16 protein-coding genes are annotated in these 19,056 nt (G+C 56.3%); 11 read left to right on the top strand and 5 right to left on the bottom strand.

All coding sequences use genetic code 11. The annotated features are described in order from the left end of the window. Window positions 1–195: 195 nt before the first annotated feature. From gdhA to trxA, 3 genes are all read right to left on the bottom strand, one after another. On the bottom strand, window positions 196–1,536 hold the full coding sequence (gdhA, locus tag DUD43_RS11925; protein WP_153230459.1) for an NADP-specific glutamate dehydrogenase: 1,341 nt from the start codon (window positions 1,534–1,536) through the stop codon (window positions 196–198). Window positions 1,537–1,677: 141 nt separating this feature from the next. Further along, window positions 1,678–2,934 (bottom strand): transcription termination factor Rho, encoded by a 1,257-nt coding sequence (rho, locus tag DUD43_RS11920; protein WP_009455931.1) that lies wholly within the window; start codon window positions 2,932–2,934, stop codon window positions 1,678–1,680. Window positions 2,935–3,003: 69 nt separating this feature from the next. After that, on the bottom strand, window positions 3,004–3,330 hold the full coding sequence (gene trxA / locus DUD43_RS11915; protein WP_153230458.1) for a thioredoxin TrxA: 327 nt from the start codon (window positions 3,328–3,330) through the stop codon (window positions 3,004–3,006). A gap of 228 nt (window positions 3,331–3,558) precedes the next feature. Here trxA and DUD43_RS11910 point away from each other — a divergent pair, with 228 nt between their 5' ends. The 9 genes from DUD43_RS11910 (at window position 3,559) to DUD43_RS11870 (ending at window position 15,221) form a co-directional block, all read left to right on the top strand. Then, entirely contained in the window at window positions 3,559–5,526 is a 1,968-nt protein-coding gene (locus DUD43_RS11910; RefSeq protein WP_416202949.1) for a DNA topoisomerase IV subunit B, read from the top strand. Between the two features lie 20 nt (window positions 5,527–5,546). Beyond that, window positions 5,547–7,856 carry a DNA topoisomerase IV subunit A gene (parC, locus tag DUD43_RS11905; RefSeq protein ID WP_153230456.1) on the top strand — a complete coding sequence of 770 codons (2,310 nt, stop codon included), beginning with the start codon at window positions 5,547–5,549 and terminating at the stop codon, window positions 7,854–7,856. A gap of 61 nt (window positions 7,857–7,917) precedes the next feature. Continuing rightward, entirely contained in the window at window positions 7,918–8,952 is a 1,035-nt protein-coding gene (locus tag DUD43_RS11900; RefSeq protein ID WP_009455928.1) for a CDP-6-deoxy-delta-3,4-glucoseen reductase, read from the top strand. Window positions 8,953–8,989: 37 nt separating this feature from the next. Continuing rightward, the gene (locus DUD43_RS11895) at window positions 8,990–10,243 is read left to right on the top strand and encodes a D-amino acid dehydrogenase (RefSeq protein WP_153230455.1); all 1,254 of its coding nucleotides are present in this window, start codon (window positions 8,990–8,992) and stop codon (window positions 10,241–10,243) included. Window positions 10,244–10,274: 31 nt separating this feature from the next. Next, window positions 10,275–11,564, top strand: a complete 1,290-nt coding sequence (locus DUD43_RS11890; protein ID WP_228125782.1) for an extracellular solute-binding protein — start codon at window positions 10,275–10,277, stop codon at window positions 11,562–11,564. A gap of 103 nt (window positions 11,565–11,667) precedes the next feature. Beyond that, entirely contained in the window at window positions 11,668–12,672 is a 1,005-nt protein-coding gene (locus tag DUD43_RS11885) for a TcpQ domain-containing protein (RefSeq protein WP_153230453.1), read from the top strand. After that, window positions 12,669–13,265: a hypothetical protein gene (locus tag DUD43_RS11880; RefSeq protein WP_153230452.1), complete on the top strand. Its 597-nt coding sequence runs from the start codon at window positions 12,669–12,671 to the stop codon at window positions 13,263–13,265. The genes DUD43_RS11885 and DUD43_RS11880 overlap by 4 nt, the downstream gene beginning before the upstream one ends. A 473-nt stretch (window positions 13,266–13,738) precedes the next feature. Continuing rightward, window positions 13,739–14,830, top strand: a complete 1,092-nt coding sequence (locus DUD43_RS11875; protein WP_153230451.1) for a hypothetical protein — start codon at window positions 13,739–13,741, stop codon at window positions 14,828–14,830. Window positions 14,831–14,855: 25 nt separating this feature from the next. Beyond that, window positions 14,856–15,221, top strand: a complete 366-nt coding sequence (locus tag DUD43_RS11870; RefSeq protein WP_153230450.1) for a hypothetical protein — start codon at window positions 14,856–14,858, stop codon at window positions 15,219–15,221. Window positions 15,222–15,356: 135 nt separating this feature from the next. Here DUD43_RS11870 and DUD43_RS11865 read toward each other — a convergent pair whose 3' ends face one another. Further along, a complete protein-coding gene (locus DUD43_RS11865) occupies window positions 15,357–16,589 on the bottom strand; it encodes a urate hydroxylase PuuD (protein ID WP_153230449.1) in 1,233 nt (410 codons plus the stop codon). A gap of 58 nt (window positions 16,590–16,647) precedes the next feature. Then, window positions 16,648–17,001, bottom strand: coding sequence for a hydroxyisourate hydrolase (gene uraH / locus DUD43_RS11860; RefSeq protein ID WP_153230448.1), 354 nt, complete (start codon window positions 16,999–17,001; stop codon window positions 16,648–16,650). A gap of 283 nt (window positions 17,002–17,284) precedes the next feature. Between uraH and DUD43_RS11855 the strand changes: the two genes are divergently transcribed. Beyond that, a complete protein-coding gene (locus DUD43_RS11855) occupies window positions 17,285–17,962 on the top strand; it encodes a GntR family transcriptional regulator (protein ID WP_228125781.1) in 678 nt (225 codons plus the stop codon). Between the two features lie 11 nt (window positions 17,963–17,973). Beyond that, window positions 17,974–18,906 (top strand): allantoinase PuuE, encoded by a 933-nt coding sequence (gene puuE, locus DUD43_RS11850; RefSeq protein WP_153230446.1) that lies wholly within the window; start codon window positions 17,974–17,976, stop codon window positions 18,904–18,906. Window positions 18,907–19,056 lie beyond the last annotated feature (150 nt).

Below are 19,056 nucleotides of genomic sequence, written 5' to 3'. Positions count from 1 at the left end.
GGGGCTTCTCCTTGGCTCTGTTTGTAGATAGGCAGAGCTTTATCAGGACCATGTTTTGTTGCTTCAAGTGGGTGGCCAGACCATGGCTTTCAAGAGCGGATAGGGTCAAACCTGCGACAGACACTTCCAGCTTGGACAGAAACAAAAAAACCGCCTTGTGGGCGGTTTTTTTGACTACTGAGCAAGGCGCAAAACTTAATAAACACCTTGATGACGCATGGCATTGGCGACTTTGACAAAGCCGGCAATATTGGCGCCGTTAACGTAGTGGATGAAGTCGCTTTCTTGACCATAGTTCACACAATTTTCGTGGATGTCACGCATGATGGAGTGCAGCTTTGCGTCAACTTGTTCGCGTGTCCAGCTCAGGCGCTGGGCGTTTTGGCTCATTTCCAGACCGGATACGGCAACACCACCTGCATTGCTGGCTTTGCCTGGGGCATACAGAATCTTGGCATGGATAAAGGCATCGACTGCGTCCAGCGTGCTGGGCATATTGGCGCCTTCGGCAACGCAACGCACACCGTTCTTGATCAGGATTTCGGCGTCTTTGCCATCCAGTTCATTCTGGGTTGCGCAAGGCAGAGCGATGTCCACAGGGACGTGCCAAGGACGTTTGCCTTCTTCAAACAGCAAGTTGTGTTCTTTGGCGTAATCCACCAGACGACCACGTTGCACATTTTTAACGTGCATCAGGGCAGCCAGTTTTTCGCGGGTAAAGCCGTCCATGTCCACCACGCAACCTTGCGAGTCGGAAACGGTAACTACTTTCGCGCCCAGATCCAGACATTTTTCAATGGCGTATTGAGCCACATTGCCCGAACCGGAAACCGAGACTGTCATGCCGTCAAAGGACAGGCCTTTGCGAGCCAACATTTCTTGTGCGAAATATACGGTGCCATACCCCGTGGCCTCAGGACGAATCAAGCTGCCGCCAAAGCACAAATCCTTGCCGGTGAACACACTGGCTGCGCTGTTGGAGAGTTTTTTCATCATGCCGGCCATAAAGCCCACTTCACGTGCGCCCACGCCGATATCACCAGCAGGAACGTCGGTATCTGGACCCAGGTGACGGTACAGCTCAATCATCAGGGCCTGGCAAAAGCGCATCACTTCGCCATCCGATTTGCCCTTGGGATCAAAGTCCGAGCCGCCTTTGCCGCCGCCCATAGGCAGGGTAGTCAGGGCGTTTTTGAACGTTTGTTCAAAGGCCAGGAATTTCAGAATGGACAGATTCACCGAAGGGTGAAAGCGCATGCCGCCCTTGAAAGGACCAATGGCATTGCTGTGCTGAATACGGAAACCGCGATTGACCTGAACCTGACCGCGATCATCTACCCAGGAAATACGAAACTGGATAGCACGTTCGGGTTCGACCAGACGCTCGAGCAGACCATGATCGGCGTACTGGGGGTTTTTCTCGATGAAGGGCCACAAGCTGGTCATGACTTCCCGTACGGCCTGCATGAATTCAGGCTGATTAGGGTCGCGGGACTGCACTCTGGCTAGGAACTGTTCTAGAGAGATAGATTTCATTGCAAGCGAACTCTGTTTGCAATACTGAGATTTCGAGTAGAACTCAGCAGATTGAAAGAATGGATGCACGGGAATGCACCCGATCATACGCCCATCGCAAGCAAGCCTCTCGTATAGAGAGGCTTGCGCGGGATGTTCGATTTACTTCTTCATCATGTCGAAGAATTCGGAGTTGGTCTTGGTAGCCCGGATTTTGTCCAGGATAAACTCCATAGCTTCAATTTCATCCATCCCATGGATGAACTTGCGCAGAACCCAGACCTTTTGTAGAAGGTCGGGCTTGATCAGCAACTCTTCACGACGTGTACCTGATTTGTTCAGGTTGATGGCAGGGTAAATGCGTTTCTCGGCCAGACGGCGCTCCAGGTGGATTTCGGAGTTGCCGGTACCTTTAAATTCTTCATAGATGACTTCGTCCATGCGGCTGCCGGTTTCAATCAGGGCAGTACCGATGATGGTCAGGGAGCCACCTTCTTCCAGATTACGGGCAGCGCCAAAAAAGCGTTTGGGGCGCTGCAGGGCGTTGGCGTCCACACCACCGGTCAAAACCTTGCCCGAAGCAGGGACCACGGTGTTGTAGGCGCGAGCCAGACGGGTAATGGAGTCCAGCAGGATCACCACGTCTTTTTTCAATTCAACCAGGCGTTTGGCCTTTTCAATGACCATTTCGGCCACTTGCACGTGACGCGTAGCGGGTTCATCAAAGGTGGAGGCCACCACTTCGCCGCGCACGGTGCGCTGCATTTCAGTCACTTCCTCGGGGCGCTCGTCTACTAGCAGGACGATCATGATGGCCTCGGGGTAATTGGTCGTGATGGCGTGAGCCATGTGCTGCATCATCACGGTTTTACCGGATTTGGGGCTGGCCACGATCAGGGCGCGCTGGCCTTTACCGATAGGCGAGAAGATATCCAGGATACGACCTGTGATGTTCTCTTCGCTTTTGATGTCGCGCTCCAGGCGCATGGGCTGATCGGGGTGCAGCGGGGTCAGGTTTTCAAACATGATGCGATGTTTGATGGCTTCGGGCTGCATGCCGTTGACCTTGTCCACCTTGACCAGGGCAAAGTAGCGCTCGCCGTCTTTAGGGGTGCGCACTTCGCCTTCAATGGAGTCACCCGTGTGCAGATTGAAACGACGAATCTGCGAGGGGGAGATGTAAATATCGTCTGTGCTGGCCAGGTATGAGGTTTCGGGCGAACGCAGGAAACCAAAACCATCAGGCAGGACTTCAAGCACCCCATCACCGAAAATCTGCTCGCCTTTCTTGGCGTGCTTTTTCATGATGGCGAACATAAGCTCTTGCTTGCGCAAGCGGTTCGCGTTGTCGATTTCCAGAGTGGCAGCCATTTCTAGCAGCTGCGAGACGTGCAGAGCTTTTAATTCGTTCAGGTGCATGGGTGTGGGGAAGGGCTTTCAGCAGCAGACCGCAGGCCAGCAAAGGGCCTGCGTGCGGTTAATCAGAGATTACAGGGAGCTGTCGAGAAACGCGCTAAGTTGGGACTTGGAAAGTGCGCCGACTTTAGTCTGGGCCACTTTGCCGTCTTTAAACAGCATGAGCGTTGGAATACCGCGAACACCGAATTGAGCAGGAGTGTCGGGATTTTCATCGACGTTGAGCTTAGCGATGATAACACGACCTTTGTACAGTTCGGCTGCCTCATCAAGCAAAGGTGCAATCATTTTACAGGGACCGCACCAGGCAGCCCAGTAATCAACCAGAACAGGAAGTTCGGCTTTGAGGACGTCGCTCTCGAAGGAGGCGTCTGTAACGTGAATGATGGAGTCGCTCATGGCAAGATGCAAAAAAAATAAAAGATAACGAAAAACTATACGTGTGGCGTGACCTGAGCACAATGTATTCTACGGCCAATTGCGACGGTCTTGTTGCCAATTTTTGACAGGATACCATTGCGTCTGGTTGATAATGTGCATTCACTGCGCAACGCGCGCCAATAAAGCGTTTCCCCACTGGCGCCTAACCACTCGTAAAATAGCGTTTTTCTGTACGATCTACCGGGAATCAAGTTGTCTACTACACGTTACGACGAATCTTCTATACGGGTGCTCAAAGGGCTGGAACCGGTCCGTCAGCGCCCGGCCATGTATACCCGCACGGATAATCCCCTGCACATTGTGCAGGAGGTCATCGATAACGCGGCCGACGAAGCCCTGGCTGGTTTTGCCCGCACCCTGACTGTCACCTTGCTGGAGGACGGCGGCATACAGGTTGAAGACGATGGGCGCGGTATTCCCGTTGGCTTGCACCCTGAAGAAAATGCGCCGGTGGTGGAACTGGTGTTCACCCGACTGCATGCCGGGGGCAAGTTCGACAAGCTCAATGGCGGTGCCTATGCCTTCTCCGGCGGTTTGCACGGGGTGGGTGTCTCGGTGACCAACGCCTTGTCGCGGCGCCTGGAAGTGCTGGTCTGGCGTGATGGGCAAGCCAATGAAATTGTGTTTGCCGATGGCGAGCTGGAACAGCCCCTGACCCAGACGGGCACAGTGGGCAAGCGCAAGACGGGAACCCGCGTACGGGTCTGGCCCGATCCCAAATATTTCGACTCTGCCCAGATTCCTCTGGCTCAACTGACTCATATCCTGCATAGCAAGGCCGTCTTGCTGGAAGGCGTGACGGTTGAGCTGGTGCAGCAGAAAACCGGCCAGCGCCAGCAATGGTGCTATGAAGACGGTTTGCGCGGCTATCTGCAGGAAGAGATGGACGGCGTGGAGCTGCTGGTGCCCCTGTTTGAAGGCCGCCAGTACGCCCCGCAAGATGACGATAATTTCTCCCCCGGCGAAGGGGCACACTGGGTGGTGGCCTGGACGCTGGATTCGCAGATTGTGCGCGAGTCCTACGTCAACCTGATTCCCACCAGTGCCGGTGGTACGCACGAATCGGGCTTGCGCGATGGCTTGTATCAGGCCGTGCGCAGCTTTGCCGAGCTGCACAGCCTGATCCCCAAGGGCGTCAAACTGCAGGCCGAAGACGTGTTTGCCCGTGCCAGCTTTGTGCTGTCCGCCAAAGTGCTGGACCCGCAATTCCAGGGGCAAATCAAGGAAAAGCTCAATAGCCGCGATGCCGTGCGTCTGGTCAGTGGTTATGTGCGCAATGCGCTGGAACTGCATCTGCACGCGAATGTGGATCAGGGCCGAAAATTGGCTGAAGTGGCGGTGCGTCAGGCCCAGGCCCGCACCCGTTCAGCGCAGAAAGTGGAAAAACGTAAAAGCTCGGGTGTGGCCGTGTTGCCGGGCAAGCTTACGGACTGCGAATCGCACGATTTGGAAAGCTCTGAACTGTTCCTGGTCGAGGGTGACTCGGCCGGTGGTTCCGCAAAGATGGGCCGCGACAAGGAGTTTCAAGCCATTCTGCCTCTGCGCGGCAAGGTGCTCAATGCCTGGGAAGTGGACCGCGATCGTCTGTTCGCCAACCAGGAAATTCACGATATTTCCGTAGCTATTGGCGTGGACCCGCACGATGCCCAGTCCGAGCCGGATTTATCCGGTTTGCGCTATGGCCGCATCTGTATCCTGTCTGATGCGGACGTGGACGGCTCGCACATTCAGGTGCTCTTGCTGACCTTGTTCTTCCGCCATTTCCCCAAGCTGATCGAGGCTGGCCACGTGTATGTGGCGCGTCCTCCCTTGTTCCGCGTAGACGTACCTGCCGTCGGCAAACGCCCGGCTCGCAAGATTTATTGTCTGGATCAGGGTGAGCTGGATGCGATTCTGGAAAAACTGCGCAACGAAGGCATACGCAACGAGTCCTGGAGCATCAGCCGCTTTAAAGGTCTGGGTGAAATGAGTGCGGAACAGTTGTGGGACACCACCATGAACCCCGATACCCGTCGCTTATTGCCCGTGCATTGGGGCGAGGATGGGTTGAGCGGCACGCAAGCCATGTTCACCATGCTGATGGGCAAGGGCGAGGCCTCTGCCCGCCGTGCCTGGTTGGAAGAAAAAGGCAATTTGGCCGATCTGGACGTCTGAGCGCGACTTAAGAGTTATTTATGGACAGCAATCAATTGGATTTTGAACCGGCGGGATCGGACGACAGCATCACGCTGGCGACTTACGCGGAACAGGCTTATCTGGATTACGCCGTTTCAGTGGTACGCGGACGTGCCTTGCCCGACCTGACCGATGGCCAGAAGCCGGTACAACGCCGCATTTTGTACGCGATGGATGCCATGGGCCTGGGCCCAACGGCCAAGCCCGTGAAATCGGCTCGTGTGGTGGGGGATGTGCTGGGTAAGTATCACCCCCACGGTGACCAGGCCGCCTATGACGCCATGGTGCGTATGGCGCAGGATTTTGTGCTGCGTTATCCGCTGGTGGACGGGCAGGGTAACTTTGGCTCACGCGACGGCGATAATGCCGCCGCCATGCGTTACACGGAAGCACGCTTGACGCCGTTTTCCCGTCTGCTGCTGGACGAGCTGGACGAAGGCACGGTGGATTTCATTCCCAACTACGATGGCAGCCAGAAAGAGCCGGTGACTTTGCCTGCCCGCCTGCCCATCATGCTGCTTAACGGCGCATCGGGGATTGCCGTCGGGATGGCGACCGAGATTCCCTCGCACAATCTGCGCGAAGTTGCCCAGGCTTGCGTCAGCCTGCTGCGCAACCCGAATTTGAGCGATCAGGAAATACACGAGATCGTTCCCGGCCCGGACTTTGCCGGTGGTGGTCAGATCATTTCCGCCGCTGACGATATCGCCGCGGTGTACGCCCAGGGACGAGGCTCCATCAAGGCCCGTGCCCGTTGGGTCTTCGAGGAAATGGCGCGTGGCCAATGGCAACTGGTCGTGACTGAATTGCCGCCCGGCAGCTCCTCCCAGCAGATTCTGGAAGAGATTGAAGAGCGCACCAATCCCAAGGTGAAGGCCGGCAAGAAATCCCTGAGCACCGAGCAACAGCAAACCAAAGCCTTGATGCTGAACATGCTCGACGCCGTGCGCGACGAGTCCGGCAAGCAGGCGGCGGTGCGCTTGGTGTTTGAGCCCAAATCACGTGCCATTGATCGGGACGAGTTCGTGACCACCTTGCTGGCGCAGACCAGCCTGGAGCGCAACGTTTCCATCAACCTGGTGTGTATTGATACGGATGGCCGTCCTGGTCAGCGTTCCCTGCGTCAGGTCTTGCTGAACTGGCTGGAATTCCGTCGTCACACAATGGAGCGTCGTACTCGCTACCGTCTGGACAAGGTCACCGACCGTATTCATGTGCTGCAAGGGCGCATGGTGGTGTACCTGAATGTGGATGAAGTCATTCAAACCATTCGTGAATCCGACGAGCCGCGTGCCGCCTTGATGGAGCGCTTTGATCTTAGCGAGCGTCAGGCCGACGATATTCTGGAAATGCGCTTGCGTCAGTTGGCGCGTCTGGAAGGCTTCAAGATCGAGAAAGAGCTGAAAGAACGTCTGGACGAGCAGGAGTCTCTGCAAAAGCTGCTGGACGATCCCAAGGCCTTGAAACGTCTGATGATTCGTGAGATCGAAGCAGACGTTAAAACCTATGGTGATGACCGTCGTACCTTGATTGAAGCGGCCGAGCGCGCCGTGCTGGAAACCAAGGTGGTCGATGAACCCGTTACCGTGATTGTGTCGCGCAAGGGCTGGCTGCGTTCGCGTCAGGGCCACGGTCACGACGCTTCGCAATTCAGCTTCAAGACGGGCGATGGCTTGCGCGATGCGCTGGAGTGCCGCAGTACCACGGACCTGGTCGCCATCGGCACCGATGGCCGGGTCTATACTGTGCCGGTCTCCAGTTTGCCTTCGGCACGTGGTGACGGACAGCCCATTACCTCCATGATTGAAGTCAGCCCCAGTGCGCCTATCGAGCACATTCTGGGTGCGCCTTTGGACCAGAACTACTTGCTGGCTGCCTGCGACGGCTACGGTTTTGTGGCCTCTCAGGGCGACATGAACACCCGTCAGAAAGCAGGCAAGCAGTTTGTCACCATCGAGGATGGCAAAAAGCTGCTCAAGCCTTTGGCCTTGCGTCCGGACGACCAGTATGTGGGCCTGCTCAGCGAGCAGGGGCGTTTCCTGGTGGTGGACATCAAGGAACTGAAGGTGCTGTCCAAAGGCGGCCGTGGCACGGTGCTGATCAAGTTGAACGACGGCGACAACCTCAGTCAATGGGTGGCCTTTGGCGAAGCCGGTCTGGCCGTCAGCGGAGTGAATCGCAAGCGTCCGTCCACCATCGTCATGGATCTGGACATGCTGGCCAATTATCTGGGCAAGCGGGCAGGCAAGGGCAAGGCCCTGTCGCTCAAATTGAACGACCCTGTGCTGCATCGGCCTGAAGAGTCCTGAATTTGTATAGCCGCCGGAGGCTGGCCCTCCGCCTGATAGATTTCTTTTTTGAGTGTTGGATATGAGTTTCAAAGTCACGGTTCAGCCCAGCGGGCACAGTTTTGACGTACAGCCAGGACAGTCTGTGCTGGATGGCGCGCTGAATGCAGGCATCGTCTTGCCCTATAGCTGCCGCAATGGCACCTGTTCGTCTTGCCGTGGCAAGGTCATTGAAGGTGAATACGATGCAGGCCGTGCGCCCGAGCAATTGCTGAGTGAAGAGGATCGCGCTGCAGGCTACACTCTGTTCTGTCAGGCCAAGCCCAGCAGCGACATGCTGATCGAGTCCCACGAAATTCGCATGGCGACCGATATTCAGATTCGCAAGATGCCGTCGCGCGTGGTGGGTCTGGAAAAGGTACGTGATGATGTGATGGTGGTGCGTCTGCAAATGCCATCGTCCGAGCCTTTCCGTTACTACCCCGGTCAGTATCTGGAATTCATCCTGAAAGATGGCAGCCGTCGCAGCTACTCCATGGCTACACCGCCACGGGAAGACAATCAGGTGGAATTGCATATTCGTCACATGCCCGGCGGCGTGTTTACCGATCACGTGTTTGGTGCCGGTGCTACCGCCATGAAAGAGCGCGAAATTCTGCGTGTGGAAGCGCCTTTGGGTTCTTTCTTTCTGCGTGAAGACAGCGCTGCTCCTATGGTGTTCCTGGCCAGCGGCACGGGCTTTGCGCCGATCAAGGCCTTGATCGAGCGTCTGATTCAAACCGGCAGCCAGCGCGAAGTGGCCTTGTACTGGGGTGGCCGTCGACCCAAGGATCTGTACCAGTCGGAACTGGCCGAGAAGTGGGCCAGCGAACTGCCCAACTTGCGTTTCATTCCGGTGATTTCCGATGCTCAGCCTGAAGATGGCTGGACAGGCCGCACGGGCTTTGTGCATCAGGCGGTATTGGCTGATTTGCCGGATCTGTCGGCCTGGCAGGTGTACGCCTGTGGCGCACCGGGTATGGTTGAAGCGGCCCGCAAGGATTTTGTGGAGCAAGCTCAGCTGAATCCGGACAATTATTTTGCAGATGCCTTTACGTCCCTGGCAGACGTAAAGTAAGCGTCTTGATCAATAGCTCAACAAGCGGACAGTACACATGAAAGTAGCAGTTCTGGGCAGCGGCATTATTGGGGTATCAACTGCCTGGTGGCTCAGCCAGCAAGGTTGTGAGGTGGTGGTCGTGGATCGGGGAACCGGTCCTGCGCAGGAAACCTCACGTGCCAATGGCGGGCAAATCTCGGTGTCGTATGCCGAGCCCTGGGCCAACCCGAAAATGCCGCTCAAACTGCTGAAATGGTTGCTGCAGGACGATGCTCCTTTGCTGTTCCGTCCGCGTCTGGATCTGCGTCAGTGGCGCTGGTGCCTGTCTTTTCTGCGAGAGTGCCTGCCCGGCCGGGTTGCGCCTAATGTGCGTGCCCTGGTGGCGATGGCTGAATACAGCCGCAGCACGCTCAAGCAATTGCGGCCTAGCCTGGACTTTGATTACCGACATCAGGAAAAGGGCATCATCACCTTTTACCGTGATGCGCAAAGTCTGGATGATTCACAGCAAATGGCGGATGTCATGCGCGATATGGGGGTGGACCGGCGCATCATGAGCGTGGACGAACTGGTGCAGCTTGAGCCTGCTCTGGCGTCAGCCCGCGATCAGATTGTGGGTGGTGATTACACCAAGGACGATGAGTCCGGTGATGCCAATCAGTTCACTTGTGGTTTGGCCGCGATGGCCAAGCGCGCCGGGGTGGAGTTTCGCTTTTCCACACAGATCACCCGTTTGCTAACGACCAAGGGCCGAGTCGTGGGAGTCGAGGTGATTGGTGCTGATGGCGCGTACGAGTCTATCCAGGCGGATGCTTTTGTTGTCGCCATGGGCAGTTTCAGCCCCACGGTCTTACAGCCGCTGGGGATTTCTTGCCCCGTTTACCCGGCCAAAGGCTATTCGGCCACCTTCCCTGTACTGGTGCCCGAGGGGGCGCCCACTGTCAGTCTGACCGATAAAGATAAAAAGCTTGTTTTTTCCCGTCTGGGCGATAGCCTGCGGGTGGCTGGAACCGCTGAATTGTCGGGCTATTCCCGCAGTTTGAATCCCGCCCGCTGTCAGGCTTTGTTAACCCAGGTCGCAGATCTGTTCCCAAGCGCATTGGATTTTGATAATGTTCATTTCTGGTCAGGACTGCGTCCTGCCACAGCATCTAATGTCCCACTGATAGGCCGATCTTCCATTCCTAACCTGTACCTGAATACCGGACATGGCACCCTGGGGTGGACCATGGGTATAGGCTCTGGCCGAGCCTTGGCGGACCTGGTCATGGGACGACAACCCGAACCTGAATTTCCTTTTTTATCTTGAAGGATGTATGAAAAATCTACGCGGATTACTGTTGAAACGTGGTGTTATGGCTTTGGCGATGGCAGCGGGTGGCTCAGCCGCTTTGCTGTTCGGGTCCACCGCCCTGGCAGCCGTTGATATTCAGGTCTGGACCGCTTTGAACTCGCACAATCAGGACGAGTTTGAAAGCTTGGTTCGGGATTTCAATCGTAGCCAGAAAGACGTCAAAGTGACGGTCAAGGCGCATGATACGGAAGCCTCTTTGGATCAGGCCATGCAAGCGGGCAAAGACTTGCCCAATCTGGTGCAGTTAGGCGAGATGTCCGGTCTGGACGAGGTCGCTGATCGCTCCTATATCTTGCCTATGTACACCTTGCTGGCTCGGGAAAAAATGGACAATGTGTCCTGGTTCCTGGCCTCGAACTCCTTTGTGCGCAATGGCCGTGGCCAATTGCAGGGCTTTCCTTACATGGCCGAAATTCCGGTCATGTATTACAACCTGGACGCCTTTGATAAAGCCAAGATCGAACCTGCGGTGCCCAGCCGTGTCTGGCTGGATCTGCAGGCCCAACTGGTCGATCTGGCCAATAAAGGCTCGCGCCGTTGTCCGTTGACCTCGGATCAGTCTGTCTCCATCAACCTGGAGAACCTGGCCGCGGTCAATAACCAGATTTACGGTCTGGCACCTGGCGCCAAGGTCAAAGGCAAAGTGGGCTTTGACTTTGACGTGATGTACATCCGTCACCTGTCCATGATGATCAGCTGGGTGAAATCCGAGCTGCTGGTCAAGCCTGGCACCTTGCCTGAGTCGCCCCAGCGTTTTGCCAAGGGCGAATGTGCCGTCATGTTCTCCAACTCCGGCCATATTGGTGAATACAGTGACACGCGCGGCCTGAAATACGCTGTGACCGGTCTGCCTTACTATCCTGAAGTCACCCAGACCCCCGGCAAACCCTTTGTGACGGGTTCGGCACTGTGGGCGGTGAAGGGTCATAACGCTGAACAGAATCAGGCTTCGGCCCGCTTCATCAGCTGGTTGGCTCAGCCAGAGAACGCATCGCGCTGGTATCAGAAAACAGGCTTCTTGCCTGTCAGCCGCGAAGCCTTCAATGCGACGGGTAGCGACTACTACAAGGACAAGGGCGACTGGATGCACCTGGTTGGTGCGTACAGCAGCGGTGCTTCGGGTACAGCCAAGGGCAATTTCCGTAACTACCGTCAGATTCGCGCCGTGTTCAACCAGAGCCTGGAAAGCGCGCTGGACGGTCAGCAACCTGCCATGACGGCATTGCGTACGGCCGCTACGGAAGCCAACCGTTTGGTGGCTCAGAAAGGACGCTGATTTATCTGTGCGTACAAGCCGATCTAGCGGCTTGGGCAAGCATCCTTGAAGATAAACCCCATGCCCTTGACGGGACATGGGGTTTTTTCTTTGGGTGCTCGTGATGCGTTTTCTTGCCCGTTTCTGCGTGTTGGTGATGTGTGGCCTGGGGCTGTCTGCCTGTCAGACCAGCCAGGGGCCGGATGGTCTGCTGGCCGATCCGGGAACCCGCGTCTTTAATTTTGATTGGCGCTTGTCTGGCGACCCGCAAGTGGGCCCTATGCAGGTCTTTGATAACGGGGCGCGTATCTGGCTGCATTTTGCGCCGGAGCAGATACTGCCCGCAGTGTTGGGACACAGGAATGGGCAGGAAGTACTGCTGCCTTTGAAGCCCTTGGGGCAGTTTCAAGTGATTGAAGGCTTGTGGACGGAGCTGATATTTCGAGCCGGGCGAGCACAGGCGCAGGCCAGTTTAGGGCGCAAGCGTGTCCATAGCGAAGGTTCTGCATTGCTTGGCATGGAGGTATCGGATGCTTTTTCACAGGATCGCAGCCAGCAGAGCAATCCGCAGCAAGCCCAAGCGAGTCGCCCTCCGCTTGGTGGCTCTCCGCCAAGCTACTTTCCATTAAGTGGTTCCGAGACTCGTTCTTCCGAGCCCCGTTCTCCCGAGGAAAGTCATTTGCTTCCTGCACAGCGTGTGCCAGGTCTGGTGTCGGCCCATCTGAAGGAGGGCGAGCCTGCCCCAGCAAAACCATTGCAGACACAGGCTTTTCAAGCTCGTTCAGAGGTGTTGTCGGTATCCGTCCCTGTTGTGGGGACAGAGTCCACTGAGCAGCCTGTTTTTGAGCTGCGAATAAAGGATAGAACTTTAAGGCAGGCCTTGGTCCGATGGGCTAAACAGGCGAAATGGGTTTTTGCGCCAGAGCATTGGACCTTGGAGGTCGATTTCCCTATCAAGGCAGCAGCTCGCTTTGAGGGCAGTTTCGAGTCTGCCGTGGCTCAATTGTTCGCGGCTGCCCAACTGAATGCACATCCTTTGCAGGCCTGTTTTTACTCGAACCAGGTGCTTAGGGTTCTGGCTTGGCCGCAAGCCTGTGATCCTAGCGTGCCACCCGAGGGGCAGTCATGAATTACCTCTGTCTCTTGCCTTTGCTTTTGATGGCGGCTTGTACCTTGCAAACAGCAGGACAGCATGTCGATCAGCCGTGGCTGGATGATGCCGTAGTACAGAATGGCAACAGCCCATCTTCCGTGCTCCATGCCCAGTCTGTCGACAAACCCTGGTTGCTGGGAGCGGCCGTACCTTTACGAAAGCAGACTGTCTTGCCAGCGGCATTACGCTCCAGACAAACCTTCAGCTTTTCTTTGGAAACGCCTTTGCCCGATCTGGATGAGCTGGCACGTCGTTTGTCCTTGCTGTCGGATCTGACCGTGTTCATCAGCCCGGAGGCTCGCTTGCCTTCGACTTACTCCCCGCCAGGAACAAGTGTGGGGAAGGGGTTGGAATCGTCTCAGCAACGAGGCCTGGTTTTTGAACAACTGCGTTTGCCAGAGCTGTTTGATCAGATTGCAGCGGTATATAGCCTGGGGTGGCGTTATCAGGCGGGCCGTATTGAGCTGTACCGCAATGAAACACATCGCCTGGCTTTGGAGCAAAAGTCTGGACTACAGCCTGTGGACGGAGTGGGGGCAGGGAGTTTAAGCGATCGGGGTGTGAAATGAGCTCTGCCTTGGTTCAACAGGAGTACTGGTTCGGATTGCAGTGGGTCAATGCCGGGGGAGCGATGCGGCAGGCTCAAACCCCTCGGATGAGGCAATCGTATTGGGCTTGCTTGATGGGAGCGGGCGGGGATCTGCAAGAGCAGGCAGGCAAGCCAACCGAAAGGCAAACAGAAAGGCAAACAGCAAGGCTAATAGAAACGCGAATGGAGAGGCAGGCAGAAGAACCAGTGCGGGGAGAGGCTGAGGGGGAGGTCGCAAGACAAACAGCAGAACGAATAGCAGGACGAGCAGTAGGACAAGCAGCAGAACAAACCGTAGGGCAAAGAGCAGGGCAAAAAGCAGGGCAGACAATGGGTTGGGTGCCAAGCACTTGGCTCACTACCCGGCGGACTCGATCAGTCCTGCGTTTGGCTCAGAAAGGGCCTTCAAGGGCAAGACTGACGCGAGCCCACGCCTATTCTGCGGCTGCTTGTATGGCTGCCCATCACCCTCAAGAGGCGGTTTTTCTTTTATGGACGGTGGCCCCCGGCCGTTTGTGGTTTCTGGTGCTTGAGCATGGCCTGGTGATGGAGGGGAGTGACTGCCTACTGGCTCAGGTTGGACAGGTGCAGACCTTGCGGCAGGCTATGCAGGCGCGCTATCCCTCCATACGCGAACTACGACAACCTGATGATTTATGGGTCTGCCTGGAGCAGGGTAAAAGACCGCAGTGCCGTATGCAGCGTCAGCCTGTCAGGCGTGTTGGGTGGCATGAAAAGATCCCGCTGCGTCCGGTGATTTTGGCTGTGCTGGTGATGGCTACGCTTGGGGGCGTGCAGTCCGTTGATTTGCTGCCGGGACGCTTGGCCGCTAACGCGTCTGATTGGGAGCAAGGTGCAGCCCAGGAAGAGTCTGGTTTGACCAGTATCCAGTCTGTGTTGGGCTTGATTGAGGAGCTCCCTGCTCAGGGACCGGACTGGCAGTTGCAGCAGGTGGATTGTCGCCGTCAGGCTGTTTTATGGGAGTGTCAGGCGCATTATGGGTTTGAGGATGTGCATAGTTTTAGTGCGGCCATGCATAGCCAGAATCGCGACCCGAATGTGCTGGAGCTCACCGGACTGGGGCAGGGTGATTTGCATATCCGGCGGGGGTATCAGGCTTTGATTCCTCATTCCCTGGAAACACAGGATCAGGAGCAAATGCCAACTGCGGCATCCTCACGTTTGCATGCCGGGCTGGCAGCCCTGAGGCCTGCTTTTATGCGTTTGTCATTGTCTCCTGCCCAGTGGGTCGAATCTGCTGATGACAGTGAGCAAACAGGGGCAGGTGTGTGGCGCCGTTCCTGGCTCAGTCAATCCCCCTTGCGTTCGGTGTACTTGCTGGCGGCACAGCTCCCTGATCTGCAATGGGAGCGCTTGGGCTTGTCCTTGAATCCGCAGTCCTATCCCTCGCTGCTGGGCAGCACTTTTATCGTGGAGCTGGAAGGCTATGTTTATGAATCAGCGGAGCGGGTTTTGGGCGATCAGGATTTGGCGGATTATATGCAGACCTTTGAACATTCTGTTTGGTCTGACGCTGACGTTTAGCGCACCGGCTCTGGCGACGGAGGGAATGGCGACGATAGTCAGGGAGATGTTGCTGCTGGAAGCCGAGCAGGCTCGTCAGAATATGTCGTCCTGCTTGCGGTCCCAAGAGGGGCAGGAGGGGGCGGGGCAGCCTGATGTGGCCAGGATCAAATCCAGCACCCCCAGCCCTGCCTTGAAGTTGAAAGCTATCTATGGACGAGATACGCAGTTGCTAGCCGAAGTTCAGCATGAACAGCGTCTGCTTGTCTTTCAGCAAGGGCAACGATGGCCTATTGGACGAGAGCGGGATCAAAACATCCGTTTGTTGTCACTGAATAGTCGCTGTGTTGAGCTTGAAATGGACTCGTCGCCTCAACAGGCCCAAGCGATCAAACTCTGTTTGCCTTTATAGGGGGAGGGGCACGCCTATGCAGGCAGGAAGCCTGCAGGCCGGGAGCAAGAAAAACCCCCGACATGACTTTCATCATATCGGGGTTGGAAGTTACTACGGAGCTTGTCGCTCGTCAGGCTTTAGCCTTGTTCTGCATTAGTCGCGGGTACCGCTCCAGGCGGCAATGGCTGCGCGCTCTTCGTCGGTCATTTGCGTCATATTGCCCAGAGGCATGTACTTGGAGTGCACCACGGTTTTTACCTGGTCGGCGTGCAGCACGGTGTTGTCGATGGTGTCGAGCAACATGCCAGCAGGGGCCGCTGTAAAGCCGAAGTCGGCATTAGGCTTGACCGCGTGACACTGAACACATCGTGCATCCATGATTTCCTGGATACGGGCAACGCTGACGGTTTCAGCACCGTTTGCGGCTTCTGGCGCGCTGGCTACTTCACCTTTCAGGCTGGCAGGAGCTGCCAGGTAACCCACGATCAGCAGCAGGACAACACCGGCGGCCGGGTAGGCAGGCTTTTTGATGCCAGCGTGCATCAGCACGAAGTATTGACGGATCAGGGCGCCGGCAAAGATGAACAGCACCATGATGATCCACGCATTGGGATTGTTATACGTGAACGAGTAGTGGTTGCTCAGCATCAGCAGCAGAACAGGCAGCGTGAAGTAGGTATTGTGTACCGAACGCTGTTTGCCGCGTTTGCCATCCAGAGGGTTGGGCGCTTGACCGGCTTTCAGTGCCTTGACCATGCGGCGCTGGCCGGGAATGATCCAGAAGAACACGTTGGCCGACATGCTGGTGGCCATCACAGCGCCAGTCAGCAAGAAAGCAGCACGACCCGAGAAGATGTGGGCGCTCAGGTAAGCCACTGCCACCATCATGATGGCTACAGCCACGCTCAGCAGACCGTCGCGGTTCATGTTGGGGCTGATCAGGCGGCACAGGCCGTTATAGACCACCCAGCCCAGCACCAGGAAGGCAATGGCCATGATGTTGGCTTGCGTGCCGGTCATTTGAGCCGCCCACTCCCAGGGACTGTTGGGGTTGACCAGATAGAACTCGGGCTTGGTCAGGTAGAGCAGGGCGAACAGGAAGAAACCGGACAACCAGGTGGTGTAGGACTTCCAGAACGACCAGTGCAGGTCATCAGGCAGTTCGGCCGGGTTGGTCAGGTATTTCTGGTTGTGATAGAAGCCGCCGCCGTGGACAGCCCACATCTCGCCAAACACACCGCGTTTCTTGCTTTCTTCGCCTTTAGGCGGTTTCAGGCCGTTGTCCAGCATCACAAAGTAGATGGACTCGCCGATCCAGGCGACGGCCGCAATCACGTGCAACCAGCGCAACAGCAGGTTGCCGTACTCAAGTAGGTAAGCGTACATAAAGATCTCGTATCAGAGTGGTTTCGTATAGAAGCGAAAAGTCGACTTGGATACGCGATCAGCTGCCGCGATAGGTGGACCAGGACCAGGGGGTCACGACCAGGGGGACGTGGTAGTTGGCGTTGGCATCGGCGATACCGAAACGAATGCCTACTTGATCCACAAAACGTGGCTCGGGTACAGCCACACCGCTGGCGGCAAAGTAAGCGCCTGCGTGGAAAACCAGTTCAAAAACGCCCGTGTGCATGGCCTCGCCTTGCAGCAGGGGCTCATCACAGCGACCGTCGCTATTGGTGTGAGTGGTTTTGATCAGAGTACGTTGATCGTTTTCGATGGAATAAAGATCGACGCGCACGCCGCTGGCTGGGCGTCCTTGAGTCGTGTCAAGGACATGGGTTGATAGCTTTCCCATAAATGTCTCCGGTTTATGGTGATCAAAAAAGGTCCAGCGAGCCCAGTTTTGAGAACCGGCCGGGGGCCAACGGTGCAAGGATCAGTGCGCTGGGTTGAGGCCCCGAAACTGTCGCTCTGTTTGAGGAATCAGATTGTCGACAATTTATGTTGACGATTTTGTCGGGGTACCGAATAATTGTCAATAGTCAATAACGAGAAATTCTATGCTTCAGATACGGCGGCAAGAGGGGATGAGCAGTGAATCCCAAGCGCCAAGCGCCTCCTCGCTGCTAGAGGGAGGCATGGCAGATAGCGAGGTCGGGCGTGTTTATAGCCAGATCTTTGATGCGGTCGTTGACCGCCGTCTTTTGCCTGGAACCAAACTGACGGAAGCCACGTTATGCACGATTTTCGAGTGCTCGCGTGCGACCGTTCGTGCGGCGCTGGCTGCCCTCGAACACGACAAGATTGTGGTCATTGAACCCAATCGGGGTGCTTTTATCTGGAAGCCGACGGCCAAGCAGACACGGGACGTGTTTGAACTGCGGCGTGATCTGGAAGCCTTGATTCTGCAAAAACTGATCAGCTACCCGGATCTGCCGGAGCGTCTGGCTGGCCTGTATGAAATGGTGGAGCGTGAACAGCACGCCTTTGAGCATGGTGACCGCATCAGCTGGTTGCGCCTGTCCAATGCGTTTCACGTGATGCTGGCGCGCTGCGCTGGCAATGATGAACTGACCGAGCTGATGCACACCTTGTGCGCCCGCACCACGCTCATCATTGCGTATCACGACACACCGGGCGAACAGGCTTGCTCGTTTTACGAGCACAAAGAGATTTTGGACAAGCTTAGTCAGGGCGACGCCGACGGCGCGCATCTGGCTATGCATCATCACTTAAGTGATTGTGAACATCGCATGAGCGAAGCGGGTGATGGCAGTGCTGCTGATCCTTGGCTGGCCCTCAGCGTAAAACGCTAAACGGAGACGGTATGTCCTTGAGTAAGTACCCTCGTGACCTGATCGGTTACGGTAAAAACGTGCCCCATGCACAATGGCCTGATCGGGCGCGCATTGCGGTGCAGTTTGTCTTGAACTATGAAGAAGGCGGCGAGAACTGCGTTCTGCACGGTGATCCGGGCTCTGAACAGTTCCTGTCCGAAATCATTGGTGCAGCGGCTTACCCGGACCGTCACCTGTCCATGGAATCCATTTACGAATACGGTTCGCGTGCCGGTGTCTGGCGGATTCTGAAAGAGTTTGAAAAGCGCGGCCTGCCCATGACCGTGTTTGGTGTGGGCATGGCGCTGGAGCGTCACCCCGAGCTGGCACAAGAATTTGTGCGTTTGGGTCACGAGATTGCCTGCCACGGTTACCGCTGGATTCACTACCAGAACGTGTCCGAAGAAGTTGAGCGCGAACACATGCGCCAGTGCGTGAAAGTGCTGACGGACTTGCTGGGCCACCACCCCGAAGGCTGGTACACCGGCCGTGACAGCCCGAACACCTTGCGTCTGGTGGCTGAAGAAGGCCAGTTCCTGTACAGCTCCGACTACTACGGTGACGACCTGCCTTTCTGGGCCGAAGTCCCGATGAGCGACAACAGCGTCAAACCTCAGTTGATCGTGCCCTACACCCTGGACAGTAACGACATGCGCTTTGCCGCTCCTCAGGGCTTCAACACAGGCGATCATTTCTTCTCTTACCTGAAAGACGCGTTTGACGTGTTGTACGAGGAAGGTGAAGAAGCGCCCAAGATGCTGTCCATCGGTTTGCATTGCCGCCTGATCGGCCGTCCTGGCCGCTTCCGTGCCTTGCAACGCTTCCTGGATTACGTGCAATCGCATGAGCGCGTCTGGGTATGTCGTCGTGTGGATATTGCTCGCCACTGGGCCGAGCATCATCCCTACCAGCCCAAGGCCTGATCGGCCCCAGGCCAGGGTTAGCGCTCTCTGGCCTGTCATGACGGCCTCCAGATTACGGGCAGGGTAGTCTTACGTTCCGACTCTCCGGGGTCGGAATTGTTGTTTCTGCTCGCTGAAAACAGTACTATTTGACGCTTACGCAGCCGCTCG

Origin of the sequence: Alcaligenes faecalis (assembly GCF_009497775.1) — a bacterium.
Classification (GTDB): Bacteria; Pseudomonadota; Gammaproteobacteria; order Burkholderiales; family Burkholderiaceae_B; genus Alcaligenes; species Alcaligenes faecalis_D.
The sequence above is the reverse complement of the archived record's forward strand: the minus strand, read 5'-3'. Positions and strand labels throughout refer to the sequence as shown.

Excerpts from the sequence above, each read along its gene's own strand:
- gdhA (WP_153230459.1), bottom strand. The coding sequence starts at position 1,536 with ATGAAATCTATCTCTCTAGAACAGTTCCTAGCCAGAGTGCAGTCCCGC.
- rho (WP_009455931.1), bottom strand. The coding sequence starts at position 2,934 with ATGCACCTGAACGAATTAAAAGCTCTGCACGTCTCGCAGCTGCTAGAA.
- trxA (WP_153230458.1), bottom strand. The coding sequence starts at position 3,330 with ATGAGCGACTCCATCATTCACGTTACAGACGCCTCCTTCGAGAGCGAC.
- parC (WP_153230456.1), top strand. The coding sequence starts at position 5,547 with ATGGACAGCAATCAATTGGATTTTGAACCGGCGGGATCGGACGACAGC.
- DUD43_RS11900 (WP_009455928.1), top strand. The coding sequence starts at position 7,918 with ATGAGTTTCAAAGTCACGGTTCAGCCCAGCGGGCACAGTTTTGACGTA.
- DUD43_RS11895 (WP_153230455.1), top strand. The coding sequence starts at position 8,990 with ATGAAAGTAGCAGTTCTGGGCAGCGGCATTATTGGGGTATCAACTGCC.
- DUD43_RS11885 (WP_153230453.1), top strand. The coding sequence starts at position 11,668 with ATGCGTTTTCTTGCCCGTTTCTGCGTGTTGGTGATGTGTGGCCTGGGG.
- DUD43_RS11880 (WP_153230452.1), top strand. The coding sequence starts at position 12,669 with ATGAATTACCTCTGTCTCTTGCCTTTGCTTTTGATGGCGGCTTGTACC.
- DUD43_RS11875 (WP_153230451.1), top strand. The coding sequence starts at position 13,739 with ATGGCTGCCCATCACCCTCAAGAGGCGGTTTTTCTTTTATGGACGGTG.
- DUD43_RS11870 (WP_153230450.1), top strand. The coding sequence starts at position 14,856 with ATGGCGACGATAGTCAGGGAGATGTTGCTGCTGGAAGCCGAGCAGGCT.
- DUD43_RS11865 (WP_153230449.1), bottom strand. The coding sequence starts at position 16,589 with ATGTACGCTTACCTACTTGAGTACGGCAACCTGCTGTTGCGCTGGTTG.
- uraH (WP_153230448.1), bottom strand. The coding sequence starts at position 17,001 with ATGGGAAAGCTATCAACCCATGTCCTTGACACGACTCAAGGACGCCCA.
- DUD43_RS11855 (WP_228125781.1), top strand. The coding sequence starts at position 17,285 with ATGGCAGATAGCGAGGTCGGGCGTGTTTATAGCCAGATCTTTGATGCG.
- puuE (WP_153230446.1), top strand. The coding sequence starts at position 17,974 with ATGTCCTTGAGTAAGTACCCTCGTGACCTGATCGGTTACGGTAAAAAC.